This window comes from Alcanivorax sediminis, from assembly GCF_009601165.1.
In the GTDB taxonomy this organism is placed as follows: Bacteria; Pseudomonadota; Gammaproteobacteria; order Pseudomonadales; family Alcanivoracaceae; genus Alcanivorax; species Alcanivorax sediminis.
Window position 1 is genome coordinate 1,248,635 of sequence record NZ_WIRE01000001.1, and the last position, 16,114, is coordinate 1,264,748.

Below are 16,114 nucleotides of genomic sequence, written 5' to 3' on the forward strand. Positions count from 1 at the left end.
CCTGATTTACTCTCGAACTTTTGCGAATAATTATAATCGGGAGAGTACGCAATGGGTTCGAGTGCGCTGATCGACATCGGTTTGCCAATATCCCTGTTTCTGATCATGGTCGGTATGGGCATGACGCTGACGCCCAAGGACTTCCGTGAGGTGGTGATTGCGCCAAAGGGAACAACTTATGGGCTGATTTGCCAGATCCTGCTCTTGCCGATGGTGGCCTTTGGTGTGGCGGTGGCGCTGGACCTCTCCCCTGCGCTGGCGGTGGGTCTGATCGTGGTGGCCGCTTGCCCGGGGGGGACGACCTCCAACCTGTTTGTGTATCTGGGGCGCGGAGACGTGGCGCTGTCCATTGTACTAACGGTGATTGCCAGCCTGATCACCATTGTCACCTTGCCTGCCTTCACCGGTTGGGCGCTCGCCCATTTCCATGATGCAGCCAGAACTATCGAGTTGCCGGTGCTGCGCACCGTGATCACGCTGATCGTGATTGTGCTGCTGCCTGTGGCCATTGGCATGACGATCAAACATTTCAAGCCAGTATTGGCCGCCAAGGGCGAAAAAGCGGTGGGTCTGCTGGGGTTGTTTGTGCTGATCGCGGTGATTGCCATGCTGCTGGTCAAACTGGGTGACGAAGCGTTTGAACTGTTCCGTAAGGCTGGTGTGTCGGCGATTATTCTCAACGTGGCCGGGATCATTCTCGGCATGGTGGGTGGCCGCCTGATTGGGCTTAGCCGTGATCAGGCTTTTACTGTGGCCATCGAGCTGGGTATCAAGAATGGTACCCTCGGACTGATGGTGACCCTGACGCTGTTGCACTCCGAAGCCATGTCTGTGCCGTCGGCAGTGTACGGTGTACTGATGTTTGCTTTCGGTTTCCTGTTGATTGGCTATGCGCGCCTGACCGGAATTGGTCGCAACAGTGCTCAGGTTTCGCCGTGATCCGACGCCTGAGTGGACGCGGTATTCATGACCGGCGTGCTGAGTAGTTCGGAAACGGGTACTACCCGGATGCCGGCCTGTTTCAGCAGGGGCAGTACCTGCTGCAAGTAGTGCACTGTCTCCGGGTATGGGTGGCCAATAGCGATGGCGTGGCCGCGCTGGCGCGCCAGTTTGATCAGCTTGTTGAACTGCTCGTTGATCCTGACCAGGCTGCGGTCGTTATCCAGAAAGATATCCCTGCCTGCGTTCGCCAGCCCGACCTGCATGGCTTGGCGCTGGGCAACTGAGCGGCCGCTGGTGCGGCTGTCCACAAAGAACAGCTGATGGGCCTTGAGTTCCTTCATCAGCCAGCCCATGGCCTGACGTTGTTCGGTCAGTTCGCTGCCCATGTGGTTGTTGAGTCCGCGGGCCTCGGGTAATTGGCTTAGGGACTTGCGCACCTGGGTCAGCAGTTCCTGCTCAGACATGTCGGCAGTAAGGCCGCCACGATCCAGCTTTTCATGCTGCTTGGCTGCCATGGGCATGTGCACAATGACTTCCTTGCCAGCCTGGCTGGCGCGTCTGGCCAGTCGTTGTCCGTGGGGGGAAAAGGGGATCACCGCACAGGTGACCGCCGCGGGCAGGTCGACGATGGCCTGGCCGTGGCGGCTGCTATAACCCAGATCATCAATGATGATGGCAATGCGTGGCTGCCCCTCAGCGCTGGCCAGCTCGGCCAGCATCAGCAGAGTAAGTGCCCAGAGACGCAGCCCCATTAGAGAGTGTCGCTACTGGCCTGGGGTGTGCTGGTACGGGACAGGACCACCCCTTTGAGAATCGCCAGTGCCTGAGCCAGAGAATAATCCTCCTGGGCCAGAGACGGTGTCTGGCGTGCACTGTCACTCTGGGCGTGCTCATTGTCCAGGTGGCGAGGCAGGTCTGCTTCCCGCAATTGCTGGTCTTCGATCACTTCCAGGTGGGTGACTTGATCCACGGTGATATCCGGAACAATGCCTTCGGCCTGAATGGACCGACCGGATGGGGTGTAGTACCGGGCGGTGGTCAGCTTGAGGGCCTTGTCCTTGCTCAACGGCAGGACCGTTTGCACGGAACCCTTGCCGAAGGTACGGGTCCCCACGACCAGGGCGCGATGTTGATCCTGCAGGGCACCAGCCACGATTTCGGAGGCGGAGGCGCTGCCTCCGTTGACCAGCACGACCAGTGGAACACCGGCCAGGCGATCACCGATGGAGGCCTTGAACTCGCTGCGGCTGTCGGGGCTGCGGCCCTGGGTGTAAACAATCAGGCCGCTGTCGAGGAACAGGTCCGCCACTTCCACGGCGCCACCCAGAACGCCGCCGGGGTTGTTGCGCAGGTCCAGTACCAGGCCTTTGAGGGCGTGTTCCTTGCCCAGTTTGCCCAGCGCCTTGGCCGTATCGGTGCCGGTGTTGTTCTGGAACTGGGAGATGCGGATGTAGCCGAGGCCTGGCTCAAGTAATTTGGAGCGCACACTGTGCAGCTGGATCTTGTCGCGCTTGACGGTGACCTGACGAGGATTCTCTTCGCCCTGACTGAGCACCATCAATTCGATCTCGGAACCAATTTCGCCGCGCATCAGTTCCACGGCTTCGTTCAGCGTGAGCCCTTTCACGAAGGTGTCGTCAATTTTCAGAATCAGGTCGCCCGCCTTGATGCCGGCCTTGCTGGCGGGGGAGTCATCCACGGGGGTGACGACTTTGACAAAGCCGTCTTCCATGGTGACTTCGATACCCAGGCCGCCGAACTCACCGCTAGTGGTAACCTGCAGATCTTCGAACTGGTCTGGGGTCAGGTAGTTGGAGTGGGGATCCAGCTCGTACAGCATGCCGCGGATGGCCGATTCCAGCAGGTCGCGGTCGCTGATTTCTTCCACATAGGAAGCGCGGATGCGCTCCATGACTTCCGCGAAGGCGCGTAGTTCCTCAACTGGAACGCCCTGTTTTGCGGCCTGCTGGTCCAGTGCCGGGTCGGCTGCCTGGGCAGAGAAAGAGGCCATGAAAAGCAGGCTGGCAGCCGCCGCCGAGCGGAAGTGCCGGGAAAGCAGTATTGGCATCAGGTGTCCCCGAAGCACGGTGCGGTCCGTGCGTGTTATTGGTTACTGGCTATGGGGGGCAGTGTAACACGGCGGTCGCACCAGCGTGTCGGGTTCACTGCCTTGCCGCGATGGCGTATCTCGAAATACAGACCGCTGGCCATGTTTCCCCCAGAGTTGCCAGCCAGCGCCAGGCTGTCGCCGGCGGCGACCCATTCGCCCACCTCTCGCAGCAGAGCCTGGTTATAACCGTACAGGCTGAGGTAGCCGTCGCCATGGTCGACAATGGTGAGCAGGCCGTAGCCACGCAGCCAGTCAGCGAACACGACCCGGCCTGGATGGATGGCCCTTACCGGGGTGCCGCCAGGGGCGCCAAGAATCACACCCTGCCAACGCAGCGCTCCTTCCCGGCGGCTGTTATAGCTGGTGGTGATGCGTCCTGGCAGCGGCCAGGGTAACTTGCCTGCCAGTTTGCCAAAGGGTTTGCCACCCAGGTCAACGGGGATATCGTCAAAGCTGCGGCGCATTTCATCCAGCAGTTTGCTAAGACGTTGCTGGTCGCTCTTCAGCTGGTTGATATCACTGCCACGGTTGTCCAGAGAGCGATTGAGTATGGCCAGGCTCTGCTGGCGCTGCTGCTGGGCGTCTTCAAGTTTGCTGGCATGACGTTGTATTTCGCTGCGTTTCTCCAGCAGGACCTCACGGGCAGCAGCGACCTTTTGGCTCACGGCCTGCAGCTCGGTCAGCTCGGTCTTTACCGCTTCCAGCCGGTCGGTGCGGGCACGCTGATAGTACTCCTGGTAGCGCATCAGGCGGGCAATCTGGTCGGGCTGCTCCTGATTGAGCAGTAATTTCAGTCGTTCCTGTCGGCCACTCTGGTAGCTGGCGCGAACGGTACGAGCCAGCCACTCCACCTGGGTGCGCTTGTCTTTGGCCAGGGCCGCCTGTTCTTTTTCCAGGGTGTTCAGTCGCGCCCTGGCATCTGCTTCGCGTTTTTCAAGGTCGCGTTGTTCCCGTGCCAGTCGGCTAATGCGTAGTTCGGCTTCCCGCAAGTCAGCCTGCAGGGAGTCACGCTCACGCAACTCCTTTGCCTGGGCCTTGCTAAGTTCGCTGATGCGGCTCTTGAGCGCTTCCAGTTCTGCCTTTGAGGGTGTGGGGCCTGCCTGTGCAACGTTGCATAGCAGGGTGATCAGCAACAGGCTGAAGGTGGCCGCCAGTGGGCGGAATGACAAGAATGTAGCCGGCATGGTTTTACCTTACCCCCCTGGGGGTGTGTATACTTGGCGCCGATTTTTCATCGATCCGGCTGCGGTGGTATTGCCCTGCGGGATGGATTAACGCCACTGATTCGGGGTTCCCATGAGCCAACTGTTTGAATTCGCCAGCAACCATTATCTTCTGGTGTCCGCCTTTTTCCTGCTTTGGGCTGTATTTTTCGTGCTCGAGTCCCGTCGGGGGGGCAAGCCGGTCACGCCGCAGATGGCTACCAATATGGTAAACCGGGACGAGGCTGTCATCGTTGATCTGCGAGACAGTGATGAGTTTCGTGCCGGCCACATTGCCGGTAGTCTCAATATTCCTGCCAGCCAGGCCCTAGAGCGTATTGCAGAACTGGAAAAATACAAGGGTAAACCGCTGATTCTGACTTGCGAAATGGGCAGCAAGGCCTCACATCTTGGCAGGCAGCTGCGTACCAAGGGCTTTGAAGACCTGCATCGTATTCAGGGCGGTATCAACGCCTGGCGTGGTGCTTCCCTGCCAGTTGTGAAGGGCTGAACGCCAGATCAGGAGGGTAAGCCCATGGCGAAAGTGGAACTGTATACAACCCCGTGGTGCCCTTTCTGTGTCCGCGCGAAGCGCTTGCTGGACAGCAAGAATGTGTCCTATGAGGACACCGACGTGGGGCAGGAACCCGCACAGCGTCAGGTGATGATGCAGCGCGGTGGGGCTCACACGGTGCCACAGATCTTTATCAATGATCACCCCATTGGCGGGTGTGATGAACTTTATGCTCTTGAGCGGGCGGGGGAACTGGATGCCCTGCTCGGAGCGGATTAGTAACTGGAGAGAATAATGGCTGACGAACAACAACAGGTTTTCCAACTGCAGCGTGTATACCTCAAGGATGCGTCTTTCGAGTGCCCGGGCGCCCCGGAAGTGTTCTTGCAGGAGTGGAAACCCAAGGTCAACGTACAGATCAACAACGGTGCCCGTCGTGTCGGCGAGAGTGCCGAGTATGAAGTCGAGCTGACGGTTACCGTGACGGCCAAGGATGAGAAGGAAGAAAAAACCTTCTATCTGGCAGAGGTGAAGCAGGCAGGTATCTTTACGGTGAAAGGAATCGAAGGCGAAGAGCTGGGCCAGCTGCTGGGCGCCTACTGTCCGAATCTGCTGTTCCCCTATGTGCGTGAAGTGATTTCCGACCTGGTCGCCAAGGGCTCTTTCCCGCAGATGCTGCTGCAGCCAATCAACTTCGATGCGCTCTACCAGCAACAGCGTCAGCAGCAGGCGCAAGCCCAGGCTGAGGCGAAGGGCGAAACGGTGCAGTGAAGGGCAATTAATAGTTAATAATGAATAATTAATAGCTGCGCGAGCAGCCGTTTGTTATTCAGGAAAGCAAGAGGCCGCGTTCATACTCTGGGCGCGGCCTCTTGCGTTTCAATGCGGACAAAATCTATCCCGCGACGTTATTAATTATTCATTATTAACTATTAATTGCCCCTGCGTATCCCAGCTGTCGCCACGCCTCATACAGCGTCACGGCTACCGCATTGCTGAGATTCAGGCTGCGGCTGTCGGGGACCATGGGCAGGCGCAGTCGTTGTGTCTCAGGCAGGGATTCAATGATGGAAAGAGGGAGGCCGCGGGTCTCGGGGCCGAACAGCAGGACATCGCCATCCTGGAAGCTTGCCTCACTGTGAGGGCGGCTGGCTTTGGTAGTCAATGCGAACAGGCGCTGCCCATGAATCTTCTCGAGAAAGTGCGCAAAGCTGGGGTGAAGCTCCAGGTTGGCGAATTCCCGGTAATCAAGACCGGCACGGCGCAGTTTTTTCTCGTCCAGCGAAAAGCCCAGCGGCTCAATCAGGTGCAGGCTCGCACCGGTGTTGGCGGCGAGACGAATAATATTGCCTGTATTGGGCGGGATTTCGGGTTCAAACAGAGCGATATGCAGCATTGTGTTTTGCCGTCAGAGCGGAGCCGTGGTACTCATGGAAGTACAGGCAAGGATAACAGGGATTGGCAATGAAGAGAGTATGGTCTGGATTCGTGGTAATGATCCTGCTGGGCGGCTGTGGAGAGTCTTCCACTGAAGGGCAGTTGCTTGAGGTGGCTCCGTACCGGACAGCCTGTATTGGCGTCGGTCCCATGGAGTGCCTCCAGGTGCGCCGTGAGGGTGAGGAGAACTACTCGCTGTTCTACAGCAAGATCGAGGGTTTCGAATTTGAGTCCGGTTATCAGTACGTCCTGAGGGTAAAGGTGACGCCAGTGGAAAATGCGCCAGCGGACGCCAGCTCCGAGCGCTACTCGCTGCTGAAGGTAGTGGAGAAGAGCCCGGTGAACCAGCAGGAGTAAGTCTTGCGCTGCGTTTATCAGGCACGGGACGGGCTGGAAGCCCATATGGTGGCGGACATGCTGCAGCAGCTGGGTATTGCGGCCCGGGTGCAAGGGGACCTGTTGCAGGGCGGAATAGGCGAGTTGCCGGCAGCTGGGCTGGTGTCAGTGTGGGTGGATAACGAGGAAGAGGCGCGTGCCCGAGAGCTGGTGGAAAGCTATCAGCGTGAGCAGCCGGACATCTCTGCCCCGAGGCCTGTTTCTGCGCCGGTTTCTTCAGCTGGTTTTTTGGCCGGCGTGATGGTGGGCTTTTTTGCTGGTGTGCTGGTGATGCTGATGCTTTTAAGATGAGTGTCGAGTTGCGAGTAACGAGTTTCGAAAGGCTTTCTGCAAATCAGCTGTAGGAACGTGGCGTAGCGAAGTAACGAACGCAGTGCGCCCCACAGGGTGAGCGCAGCGAATAACGCCACTGTGGGTGCGAGTCGAGCGATAGCGAGGAAGAGATTAGCCGTTGGCAAGTTCTATCGGTGGGCAGGGTCTTTGCGTGAAGCCTGTTCCGTGAAGCATGAAGGAGCTGCAGCAATAAAAAAGCCGGGTATCAACCCGGCTTTTTTATTGCTGCAGCTTTCTGTTACGCCCGGCCGGCGCGCTTGCGCTCGGTTTCGGTGAGCAGCTTCTTGCGGATGCGCAGGCTCTCCGGGGTAACTTCCACCAGCTCGTCATCTTCGATGAAGTCCAGTGCCTGCTCGAGGCTGAAGCGGATCGGCGGGGTCAGCACAATGTTCTCATCGGTGCCGGACGCGCGCATGTTGGTCAGCTGCTTGCCCTTGGTGGGGTTCACTGCCAGATCGTTGCCACGGCTGTGAATGCCGATGACCTGTCCTTCATAGACTTCCACGTTCGGATCGATCAGCAAGCGGCCGCGTTCCTGCAGGTTGAACAGGGCGAAGCCCAGCGCCTTGCCCTTGACCATGGACACCAGCACACCATTGATGCGCTTGGCCATGTCGCCGGCCTTGAACTCGCCGTAGTGGCTGAAGGTGCTGTTAAGGATGCCGGTGCCGGAGGTGAGGGTCAGGAACTGGCTGCGGAAGCCAATCAGGCCACGGCTGGGAACGATGAACTCCAGGCGTACACGGCCCTTGCCATCCGGCTCCATGTTGGTCATCTCGGCCTTGCGCAGACCCAGGTGCTCCATGATAGAGCCCTGGTGCTGCTCTTCCACATCGGCCACCACGGTTTCGTAGGGTTCCTGCTTGACGCCGTCTTCTTCGCGGATGATGACCTGCGGGCGGCCCACTGCCAGCTCGAAGCCTTCACGGCGCATGTTTTCGATGAGTACCGACAGGTGCAGTTCCCCTCGGCCGGAGACGCGGAACTGGTCGGCGCTGCCGGTTTCTTCAACGCGCAGGGCGACGTTGTGCTTGAGCTCGGCTTCCAGACGCTCACGAATCTGGCGGCTGGTCACGAATTTGCCTTCCTGGCCCGCGAACGGAGAGGTGTTCACGTGGAAGAACATGCTCACGGTAGGTTCGTCCACGCTAAGCGGAGTCAGGGCTTCCACGTTGAGCGGGTCGCACAGGGTGTCGGAAATGTTCAGCGGATCCAGGCCGGTGATACAAACGATCTCGCCAGCTGAGGCGGTCGGTGCATCCACACGCTCCAGACCGTGGTAGCCCATGATGGTGAGGATCTTGCCGCTACGGACGTTGCCGTCAGCGCCGATTACCTTGACCGGGCTGTTTGCCTTGATCTGACCACGCTTCACGCGACCAATTCCGATAATGCCCAGGTAGCTGTTGTAGTCCAGGGAAGAGATCTGCATCTGGAACGGGCCTTCGGCATCCACGTCCGGGTAGGCAACCTTGTCGACGATGGCTTGCAGCAGCGGGGTCATGTCGTCAGCCATGTTGTCGGCTTCCAGACCGGCAATGCCGTTCAGGGCAGAGGCATAGATGACCGGGAAGTCCAGCTGCTCATCAGTGGCGCCCAGGTTGTCGAACAGGTCGAATACCTGGTCCATCACCCAGTCAGGACGGGCGCCGGGACGGTCGATCTTGTTGATGACCACGATGGGCTTGAGGCCGGCAGCAAAGGCTTTCTGGGTCACGAAGCGGGTCTGCGGCATGGGGCCGTCCACCGCGTCCACCAGCAGCAGCACGGAATCCACCATGGACATGACGCGCTCTACTTCGCCACCGAAGTCGGCGTGTCCGGGGGTGTCCACGATGTTGATACGGTAGTCGTTCCACTGAATCGCGGTGTTCTTGGAGAGGATGGTAATGCCACGCTCCTTCTCCAGGTCATTGGAGTCCATCACCCGCTCGATGTCGCCAGCGCGATCTCCCAGGGTGCCGGACTGTTGCAGCAGCTTGTCCACCAGGGTGGTTTTGCCGTGGTCAACGTGGGCGATAATGGCAATATTGCGCAGGCGTTCAATCACGAGTGTAGCTCCAGTGAAGAATGGGCGAACCCGTTCTGAGGCTCGCAGGGGCGCGCATTATAGCAGCGCTGGTGACAGGCGATAGCCCATCGGTCAGCTTTCTTCTTTGTGACCGACTTCATGGTTTTGCGGATGTCTCTGCGAAGAACGGTGGGATGACCTAGAATGGCGCAACCTTTTTGTCCCGGTTTAGTCACAGACATGTCCCATTGACCGGTTTTCCGGACAGTAACGCTTTTACTTTCAGGTTGTTATGATGCGATTTCCTCTTTGGCTGCTGTTGGCCGGATGTTCTCTTGTGGCCCGGGCCGAGACCCCTGCCAGCAAGGTGATTTATGGCTTGAACGAGCATGTTCAGCTGCGCGAACTGGGGGTGACGGTGCCGGCCAAGCTGGATACCGGGGCAGAATCTGCCTCTTTGAGTGCTCGCCATATCAAGATTTTTGAGAAAGATGGCGTTGATATGGTCGAATTTGACCTTGCGCTGACCCCTCAGGATCGCGAGAACCTGGGGATCACACGGGAGCAGTGGGACGATATTCAGTTGCCTCTGGTGGGGCATGTTCGTATCAAACGACTTGCAGAGAGTCTCGTAGAGGAAGAAAGAGGTTACAATCGTCGGCCCATGGTCATGCTCACCGTATGCATGGGGCGGCGGGCAGAGCAGATTGAGGTCAATCTGACTGATCGCAGTGATTTCAGCTACCCGTTGCTGATCGGGGCGGAGGCGCTGAAACATTTGGGGGCGGTAGTGGATCCTTCACTGCAAATGACGGCTGGCCGGCCCCGCTGTACGCTGGAATTGGATGAACAACTCGACAATACGACGGAGGCTGCCGAGGCGCAATAATGGGTTCCGTGAAATTTCAGGCTCGCCTTCTGGCGCTGGTTTTGTTGCTGCTGGGTGTGGGCAGCATTCTGTATCAGGTAGTTGTCCAGCATGTTCCCCTCAGTCAGGATGAAAAGGATCCTGTCTGGGTTATTGATGCTCAGGTAGGTTTTTCCGCCAAGCCCAACAAGCCGGTCAAGGTACGCATGTTCGTGCCGCCGCTGGGCAGTGGTTTTACCACCCTCAATGAGAGTTTCATCTCCAATAATTACGGCGTGAACGTCAACGAGGAAAAGGGTAACCGTCAGGTGACCTGGTCCTCACGCCGTGCCGAAGGACGTCAGTTTCTCTACTACCGCCTGATGTTGACGCATCGCTATGCGCCCACGCGGGAAGTGGAGCCCGGCCCGCAGTTTCGTCAGGCCCCCAATCTGGAAGGGCCGGAGCGTCTTGCTGCCGAAGCGCTGCTTGAGCCGATCCGCCAGCATTCCGCTGACGTGGAAACCTTCATCAGTGAGACCATCAAGCGGGTCAATGAGCTTGAAAACGACAATGCCCAGCTGCTGCTGGGGAGTGATGTGTCTGCGCTGAATCGCGCCCGGGTAGTGGACCTGTTGCTCGGTCTCTCCCATATACCGGTAGAACCAGTGCACACCCTCCGTCTGATGGAATCCCAGGAGCAGGAGCCTGAACTGTGGCTGCGCAGCTACAACGGCCGCGAATGGTTGTACTACAACCCGGTGAATGGACAGCAGGGATTGCCCGATGACCGCCTGGTCTGGTGGCGCGGCTGGGAGCCGCTGATGAAGGTGGATGGCGGCAAATCTGCTGACATGGTCTTCAGCGTGCATCGCAATGAGATGAGTGCGCTGCAGCTGGCCCAGACGCTGCGTCTGAAAGACGCCAGCAGCTTCATTGATTTTTCCCTTTACGAATTGCCGCTCCCGGCCCAGCAGCTCTATCGCACCCTGATCATGATTCCCATCGGTGTCATCCTGGTGCTCCTGATGCGTTCGCTGGTGGGCATGGAAACTCTGGGCACCTTTACCCCGGTATTGATTGCACTGGCGTTTCGCGAGACCCAGGTGATTTACGGCGTGATGCTGTTTATCTTCATTACCGCTCTGGGGTTGTCGTTACGATCCTATCTTGAGCATCTTAAATTACAGCTATTGCCCAGACTTTCGGTGGTGCTCACGTTCGTGGTCATCGTGATGGCGCTGATGAGTCTGCTCGGCTACAAACTGGGTATTGGCTCGGGCCTGTCCGTAGGCCTGTTCCCCATGGTGGTATTGACCATGGTAATCGAGCGCACGTCCATCGTCTGGGAAGAGCGCGGGGGTAGCCAGTCCCTTAAAGTGGGCTTGAGCACCTTGTTTGTGGCTGTGCTCAGCCATTTGCTGATGGTTTGGCAGCCGCTGACCTACTTCGTCTTTACCTTCCCGGGTGTACTGCTGTGCGTAGCGTCGTTCATGGTAATGATGGGTCACTATCGGGGCTATCGTCTCACTGAGCTGGTTCGTTTCCGGGCCATGGTGGATGGAGACAAGCACTGATGCTTTGGTCAAAGACCCGCAAGGCGTTGCGTGCCCGTGGGGTGATGGGCATCAACCAGCGTAACGGCGACTACATCCTGCGCTACAACAAACGCAGTCTGTATCCATTGGTGGATGACAAGCTCAAGACCAAGAAAATGGCCATTGAGGCTGGCATTCGCGTGCCGGAACTGTACGGCTCTATCCGCACCGAACAGGGCATCAGTACCTTGCGCAAGGTGGTCGACACGCACAGGGACTTTGTCATCAAGCCGGCCCAGGGGGCGGGCGGTGACGGCATCATGGTGATCGCCGACCGATTTGAGCATTACTTCCGTTCTGCCTCTGGTCGAATCATTACCCAGGATGAGCTGGAGCATCATATCTCTGGCATCCTTTCCGGCATCTACTCTCTGGGTGGGCACCGGGATGAGGCCCTGATCGAATACCGGGTGCGTTCCACCGAGCTGTTTAATCGCATCAGCTACGAGGGCGTTCCGGATATTCGCATCATCGTCCTCAAGGGCTATCCGGTGGCAGCCATGCTGCGTTTGCCCACACGACAGTCACAGGGCAAGGCGAATCTCCATCAAGGCGCCATTGGGGTGGGGCTGGATCTGTCTACCGGTGTGACCCTTGGGGGTACCTGGCATAATCAGCGCATTGAGCGTCATCCGGATACTGCCAATGCGGTGGCCGGGCTGACGGTGCCGGACTGGGAGGATTGTCTGGCGTTGGCGGCCCGTTGCTATGACCTTACCGGTCTGGGTTACCTGGGTGTGGATCTGGTGATGGACCGGGATCATGGCCCAATGATGCTGGAGCTGAATGCACGCCCGGGGCTGAACATCCAGATCGCCATGGATGATGGCTTGTTGCGTCGTTGCAGTATTGTCGAAAAGCGGCTTGAGGCGTTGAAGGGGGAAGATCGCCCGGCGGCTGAGAGAGTGGAATTTTCGAAACAACAATTTGCGGTAGCCGGCGTTGTACCTGTTGCCGCCGAACAACAACCCTGAATTAATTTTTCCTTAAGCCGGCTCAGCCAGGATTTATCGACAATCTTCTGGGTGCGAGTCATGAGCGGCGCAACTTCTTCCGGGGGCCGGCTACAGGCCTTTTACCTGACTAATCTGGTTTTCCTGTTTGTTCTCCAGCTGTACACCGGTCGGTCGGCCCTGATAGGCCTGCCTGTGGAGGGGGGGCTGTTTCTTCTGGCTGCAGCGGCAGGATATGCGGCACTTTATGTGGGGCTGCTGGCCGGTGTTTGCCGACTGTTCAGCCTGATGCTGGGGCGGCGTATCGAGCAGGTGCTGGCTGCACTGCTGCTTTCCCTGCTCACTATCCTTCTGCTGGTCGATAGCCAGATCTATGGCATGTATGGCTTTCATCTTAATGGTTTCGTCTGGAATCTGGTGACGACGCCGGGTGGCATTGAGTCCATGGGTGGCAGTAAGTCCACATCTCTGGTCGTGGTGGCCATATGTCTGCTGGTGGTGGCTCTGCAGGGCGGCTTGTTGCTGCTGACGCGCTCTCGGTCTGTGCCAGGTCTAGGCTATGCGGTGCTGCTGCTGATGCTGTGCATGGTGGGTGAGCGTGCGGTGTATGGTTTCAGCCATCTAAAGGGTTACCGTCCGGTGCTGATGGCGGCCCAATCGGTACCGTTCTATCAGCCCACCACCTTCCGTCGCCTGGCAGAACATTGGGGTATCGAGATGGCCCGCAGCACCGAGCTGCAGGCCGAAGTGAAGGGGCGACTGCATTATCCGCTCAACCCCGTTCAGGAGGGTGCCGATGCTGGCCGGCCCAATGTCATGATTTTGGTGGCGGAGTCCTTGCGCTGGGACATGTTAACCCCGGAAATCATGCCGCACCTGTGGGCGTTCGCGGAGCAGCATGGTACCCGGTTTACCAATCATCTCAGTGGTGGCAACGGCACCCGGATGGGTATCTTCAGCCTGTTCTACGGCCTGCCTGGCAACTACTGGTTCAGCATTCTGGATGAGCGCAAGTCGCCAGTACTGATGGATCAGCTGCAGGCGGAGAATTACCGTTTTGGCCTGTTTACCAGCGCCAATTTCAGCTACCCGGAATTTGATCGTACGGTGTTTGTGAATGTGCCTGAAGAAAGTATGGTCAGTGACGACAAGGATGAGGGCTGGAAACGTGATCGCCGAAATGTAGCTCGCCTGCTGGACTGGATGGATGCGAATCCAGCGGATCAGCCTTTCATGGGGTTCATGTTCTTCGAGTCGGCCCATGCCCGTTATTACTTCCCGGAAGAAAGTGTTATTCGGGAGGATTACCTGCCGGACCTCAATTACGCCACCATGGATCTGGAAGAGGACATGGAGGGCATCTTTAACCGCTATATCAATGCTTCTCACCATCTGGATCAGCAGCTGGGGCGAGTGCTCAATGTTTTGGAGGAAAGCGGAACGCTCGACAATACGGTGGTGGTCATCACTGGGGACCATGGAGAAGAGTTCATGGAAAATGGTCGTTGGGGGCACAACTCCGAATTCCATCACGAGCAGATTCATGTGCCGCTGGTGGTGGCGGTGCCGGGTCGTGAACCAGCGGTAGTAACACGCCCCACCAGCCATTTGGATGTCATGCCCACCCTGCTGCCGCTGCTTGGGGTGATCAATCCCGCCACAGACTATTCCATCGGGACCTCCCTGTTTGCGGCCCGTCGTGACCAGCCCTACCGTCTGGTGGCCAGCTGGGATGCGTTGGCGTATGTCGGTAGTGGCTACAAGGTGGCCATGCCATTGAAAGCCGGAGGGCTTTCGGAAATGACCATCAGCACAGTCGACGATCAGCCGCCCGATGATGATGCAGTTGTGCTGGGGCGGTTGAGCAATGCGCTGGCGTCGGTGCTCAAGGATATCTCTCGGTTCTACCGAAAATCCTGACCGTTAGCGCCTTTCCCGCCGGACCCCTTTTCCTTTTTCCTCCCCTGTTAACGCAGGAGGGGGAATTACCAGTGATAACAAGCCGGATGAAACGGTCTGGCGAAGCCTGGTGCACATGTTTTCCGCGCGAAATAGTGAGGGAATTGACAGTGTTTCCGCTTCCGGCGGCCGGCAAGTGACAGACGGTGTCCGTGGAGGATGCGTGAAAACCGGTCGATTGATATACTTCGCCGCCAATTTTCAGGCTCAGGGCGTTCTTGTTTACAAGCAGCTTGCGCCACTGACAGGCAGGTTTATTTCATGACTGAGGCAACCCAACCCATCCAGCGTCGTGCCATCGCGCTGGTGTCCGGCGGACTGGATTCCATGCTGGCTGTGAAGGTAATGCAGGAGCAGGGGATCGAGGTGGAAGGGGTGAATTTCTTCACCGGTTTCTGTGTGGAAGGCCACACCCACGCGATTCGCAAGAAGGACAAGGACAAGGACAAGCGTAACAATGCCTTGTGGGTGGCCGAGCAGCTTGGCATCAAGATGCACATCATTGATATCTCCGAGGAGTACAAGGATGTGGTGCTCAACCCCAAGCATGGCTACGGCGCCAATCTGAACCCCTGCCTGGACTGCAAGATTTTCATGGTCAACCAGGCCACCCTGATGATCAACAAGGCCCGGGAATTTGCCGGGGATCGTGGTTTTGACTTCATTGTGACAGGTGAGGTGATCGGCCAGCGCCCCAAGAGTCAGCGCAAGGAAACCATGCCGATCATCAGCCAGGAGTCGGGCGCTGATGATCGACTGCTGCGCCCACTGTGTGCCAGGAATTTGCCGCCAACCCTGCCCGAGCGTGAGGGCTGGGTAAATCGTGAGGCGCTGTTCGATTTTTCCGGGCGCAACCGCAAACCGCAAATGGCGCTCGCCAAGCATTTCGGGCTGGATGATTTTGCCCAGCCGGCTGGAGGTTGCTGCTTCCTGACGGATGAATCCTACTCCAACAAGCTGGCGGATCTGTGGAAGGCCCGCAATGAGCGTCGTTACGAGCTGGATGACATCATGCTGTTGAAGGTGGGGCGTCACCTGCGACCTGAGCCCCATTACAAGCTGATCATCAGTCGCGAGGAAGGGGAGAATCGCTTTCTGGAAGGTTATCGCTACATGTTCACCAGTATCACCACGGTCAGCTGTCCGGGGCCACTGGCTCTGGTCGACGGTAACCTTGAAAGCGAAGAGGAAGTGTCTCAGGCCGCCGCCATTGTGGCGCGCTATTCGAAGGGGCGCGTGCTTGACGAAGTCACACTGGAGGTTCGTCAGGCGGATGGTGTGGCGCGTCAGGTGACGGTCAAGCCGGCGCAGCCGGATGATGTGCCGCTGGCCTGGAATGTGGGGTGAGATACTGATGACAGATGTTATTCATGAGCTGGATACCCGCCGTCTGCTCTGTCCGATGCCCGTGATCAAGACCCAGAACAAGGTGAGAACCCTTGCCACTGGTGATTGTCTGCGGGTGATCAGTACGGATCCTGGCTCGTTGAACGATATCCCGGCCTGGTGCCGCATCAATGGTCATGAGGTGCTGGAAACCGGCGAGCAGGGGCATGAGGTTTATGTGCTGCTGCGGGTCGGCGAAGACAATGGTGCACTGTTCTAGTGCGATGCACCATAATGATGCCCTGTTGTGGTGCGCGCCGCCGGTGCGAAGGTGCTTAACTCCCTGTTATAACGCTTGATGCGCTAAAAAAGGGCTGGCATGGTATTTGCCTCCCTATTGGCAAAGCTGGCCGACTGGCCGAGAATACCGGCTCTCTGTATTGCTCCATGCCGGTGCAGTAGAGAAAGTCAGAGACAAACCCGCTG

Annotated in this window: 17 protein-coding genes; 12 read left to right on the forward strand and 5 right to left on the reverse strand. The window is 57.9% G+C overall.

The annotated features are described in order from the left end of the window. Positions 1-51: 51 nt before the first annotated feature. Complete coding sequence (locus GFN93_RS05625) at positions 52-939, forward strand: bile acid:sodium symporter family protein (RefSeq protein ID WP_153499649.1); 888 nt, start codon at positions 52-54, stop codon at positions 937-939. Here GFN93_RS05625 and GFN93_RS05630 read toward each other — a convergent pair. Genes GFN93_RS05630 through GFN93_RS05640 form a run of 3 tightly spaced genes read right to left on the reverse strand, consistent with a single transcriptional unit; the run spans position 924 to position 4,236 of the window. Further along, a complete protein-coding gene (locus GFN93_RS05630; protein WP_153499651.1) occupies positions 924-1,694 on the reverse strand; it encodes a divergent polysaccharide deacetylase family protein in 771 nt (256 codons plus the stop codon). The two genes, GFN93_RS05625 and GFN93_RS05630, sit on opposite strands and share 16 nt — an antisense overlap. Next, entirely contained in the window at positions 1,694-3,010 is a 1,317-nt protein-coding gene (locus GFN93_RS05635) for a S41 family peptidase (protein WP_153499653.1), read from the reverse strand. Before GFN93_RS05635 ends, GFN93_RS05630 begins: the two co-directional genes overlap by 1 nt. A gap of 35 nt (positions 3,011-3,045) precedes the next feature. Next, complete coding sequence (locus tag GFN93_RS05640) at positions 3,046-4,236, reverse strand: murein hydrolase activator EnvC family protein (protein WP_153499655.1); 1,191 nt, start codon at positions 4,234-4,236, stop codon at positions 3,046-3,048. Between the two features lie 112 nt (positions 4,237-4,348). Between GFN93_RS05640 and GFN93_RS05645 the strand changes: the two genes are divergently transcribed. From GFN93_RS05645 to secB, 3 genes are read left to right on the forward strand one after another with little or no spacing between them, the layout of a single operon-like run. Next, complete coding sequence (locus tag GFN93_RS05645) at positions 4,349-4,765, forward strand: rhodanese-like domain-containing protein (protein WP_153499657.1); 417 nt, start codon at positions 4,349-4,351, stop codon at positions 4,763-4,765. A 24-nt stretch (positions 4,766-4,789) separates the two neighbouring features. Then, positions 4,790-5,047 carry a glutaredoxin 3 gene (gene grxC, locus GFN93_RS05650; protein ID WP_153499658.1) on the forward strand — a complete coding sequence of 86 codons (258 nt, stop codon included), beginning with the start codon at positions 4,790-4,792 and terminating at the stop codon, positions 5,045-5,047. Positions 5,048-5,062: 15 nt separating this feature from the next. Then, positions 5,063-5,539, forward strand: coding sequence for a protein-export chaperone SecB (secB, locus tag GFN93_RS05655; RefSeq protein WP_153499660.1), 477 nt, complete (start codon positions 5,063-5,065; stop codon positions 5,537-5,539). 154 nt (positions 5,540-5,693) lie between these two features. Here the strand turns inward: secB and trmL are convergent, their stop codons facing one another. Continuing rightward, positions 5,694-6,164: a tRNA (uridine(34)/cytosine(34)/5-carboxymethylaminomethyluridine(34)-2'-O)-methyltransferase TrmL gene (gene trmL, locus GFN93_RS05660; RefSeq protein ID WP_153499662.1), complete on the reverse strand. Its 471-nt coding sequence runs from the start codon at positions 6,162-6,164 to the stop codon at positions 5,694-5,696. 68 nt (positions 6,165-6,232) lie between these two features. On the opposite strand from trmL, the gene GFN93_RS05665 reads away from it, so the two are divergent. Together GFN93_RS05665 and GFN93_RS05670 are read left to right on the forward strand one after the other, a co-directional pair. After that, positions 6,233-6,562 (forward strand): DUF4377 domain-containing protein, encoded by a 330-nt coding sequence (locus GFN93_RS05665; RefSeq protein WP_153499664.1) that lies wholly within the window; start codon positions 6,233-6,235, stop codon positions 6,560-6,562. A 3-nt stretch (positions 6,563-6,565) separates the two neighbouring features. Next, entirely contained in the window at positions 6,566-6,892 is a 327-nt protein-coding gene (locus GFN93_RS05670; protein WP_153499666.1) for a putative signal transducing protein, read from the forward strand. Positions 6,893-7,172: 280 nt separating this feature from the next. Here GFN93_RS05670 and typA read toward each other — a convergent pair whose 3' ends face one another. After that, entirely contained in the window at positions 7,173-8,984 is a 1,812-nt protein-coding gene (gene typA / locus GFN93_RS05675) for a translational GTPase TypA (protein WP_328594291.1), read from the reverse strand. Between the two features lie 256 nt (positions 8,985-9,240). Between typA and GFN93_RS05680 the strand changes: the two genes are divergently transcribed. The 6 genes from GFN93_RS05680 to GFN93_RS05705 all read left to right on the forward strand — a co-directional run bounded on the left by GFN93_RS05680 (position 9,241) and on the right by GFN93_RS05705 (position 15,908). After that, on the forward strand, positions 9,241-9,834 hold the full coding sequence (locus tag GFN93_RS05680) for an ATP-dependent zinc protease family protein (RefSeq protein ID WP_235901683.1): 594 nt from the start codon (positions 9,241-9,243) through the stop codon (positions 9,832-9,834). Further along, positions 9,834-11,369: an inactive transglutaminase family protein gene (locus GFN93_RS05685; protein WP_153499672.1), complete on the forward strand. Its 1,536-nt coding sequence runs from the start codon at positions 9,834-9,836 to the stop codon at positions 11,367-11,369. Before GFN93_RS05680 ends, GFN93_RS05685 begins: the two co-directional genes overlap by 1 nt. Next, the gene (locus GFN93_RS05690) at positions 11,369-12,364 is read left to right on the forward strand and encodes an alpha-L-glutamate ligase-like protein (RefSeq protein ID WP_153499674.1); all 996 of its coding nucleotides are present in this window, start codon (positions 11,369-11,371) and stop codon (positions 12,362-12,364) included. The genes GFN93_RS05685 and GFN93_RS05690 overlap by 1 nt, the downstream gene beginning before the upstream one ends. 60 nt (positions 12,365-12,424) lie before the next feature. Further along, complete coding sequence (locus GFN93_RS05695) at positions 12,425-14,263, forward strand: DUF3413 domain-containing protein (RefSeq protein WP_153499676.1); 1,839 nt, start codon at positions 12,425-12,427, stop codon at positions 14,261-14,263. 300 nt (positions 14,264-14,563) lie between these two features. Then, a complete protein-coding gene (locus GFN93_RS05700) occupies positions 14,564-15,649 on the forward strand; it encodes a tRNA (5-methylaminomethyl-2-thiouridylate)-methyltransferase (RefSeq protein WP_153499678.1) in 1,086 nt (361 codons plus the stop codon). Between the two features lie 7 nt (positions 15,650-15,656). After that, positions 15,657-15,908 (forward strand): sulfurtransferase TusA family protein, encoded by a 252-nt coding sequence (locus GFN93_RS05705; protein WP_153499680.1) that lies wholly within the window; start codon positions 15,657-15,659, stop codon positions 15,906-15,908. The last annotated feature ends 206 nt before the right edge of the window (positions 15,909-16,114 follow it).

Coding starts and splice junctions, on each gene's coding strand:
- GFN93_RS05625 (WP_153499649.1), top strand. CDS start 52: ATGGGTTCGAGTGCGCTGATCGACATCGGTTTGCCAATATCCCTGTTT.
- GFN93_RS05630 (WP_153499651.1), bottom strand. CDS start 1,694: ATGGGGCTGCGTCTCTGGGCACTTACTCTGCTGATGCTGGCCGAGCTG.
- GFN93_RS05635 (WP_153499653.1), bottom strand. CDS start 3,010: ATGCCAATACTGCTTTCCCGGCACTTCCGCTCGGCGGCGGCTGCCAGC.
- GFN93_RS05640 (WP_153499655.1), bottom strand. CDS start 4,236: ATGCCGGCTACATTCTTGTCATTCCGCCCACTGGCGGCCACCTTCAGC.
- GFN93_RS05645 (WP_153499657.1), top strand. CDS start 4,349: ATGAGCCAACTGTTTGAATTCGCCAGCAACCATTATCTTCTGGTGTCC.
- grxC (WP_153499658.1), top strand. CDS start 4,790: ATGGCGAAAGTGGAACTGTATACAACCCCGTGGTGCCCTTTCTGTGTC.
- secB (WP_153499660.1), top strand. CDS start 5,063: ATGGCTGACGAACAACAACAGGTTTTCCAACTGCAGCGTGTATACCTC.
- trmL (WP_153499662.1), bottom strand. CDS start 6,164: ATGCTGCATATCGCTCTGTTTGAACCCGAAATCCCGCCCAATACAGGC.
- GFN93_RS05665 (WP_153499664.1), top strand. CDS start 6,233: ATGAAGAGAGTATGGTCTGGATTCGTGGTAATGATCCTGCTGGGCGGC.
- GFN93_RS05680 (WP_235901683.1), top strand. CDS start 9,241: ATGCGATTTCCTCTTTGGCTGCTGTTGGCCGGATGTTCTCTTGTGGCC.
- GFN93_RS05685 (WP_153499672.1), top strand. CDS start 9,834: ATGGGTTCCGTGAAATTTCAGGCTCGCCTTCTGGCGCTGGTTTTGTTG.
- GFN93_RS05690 (WP_153499674.1), top strand. CDS start 11,369: ATGCTTTGGTCAAAGACCCGCAAGGCGTTGCGTGCCCGTGGGGTGATG.
- GFN93_RS05695 (WP_153499676.1), top strand. CDS start 12,425: ATGAGCGGCGCAACTTCTTCCGGGGGCCGGCTACAGGCCTTTTACCTG.
- GFN93_RS05700 (WP_153499678.1), top strand. CDS start 14,564: ATGACTGAGGCAACCCAACCCATCCAGCGTCGTGCCATCGCGCTGGTG.
- GFN93_RS05705 (WP_153499680.1), top strand. CDS start 15,657: ATGACAGATGTTATTCATGAGCTGGATACCCGCCGTCTGCTCTGTCCG.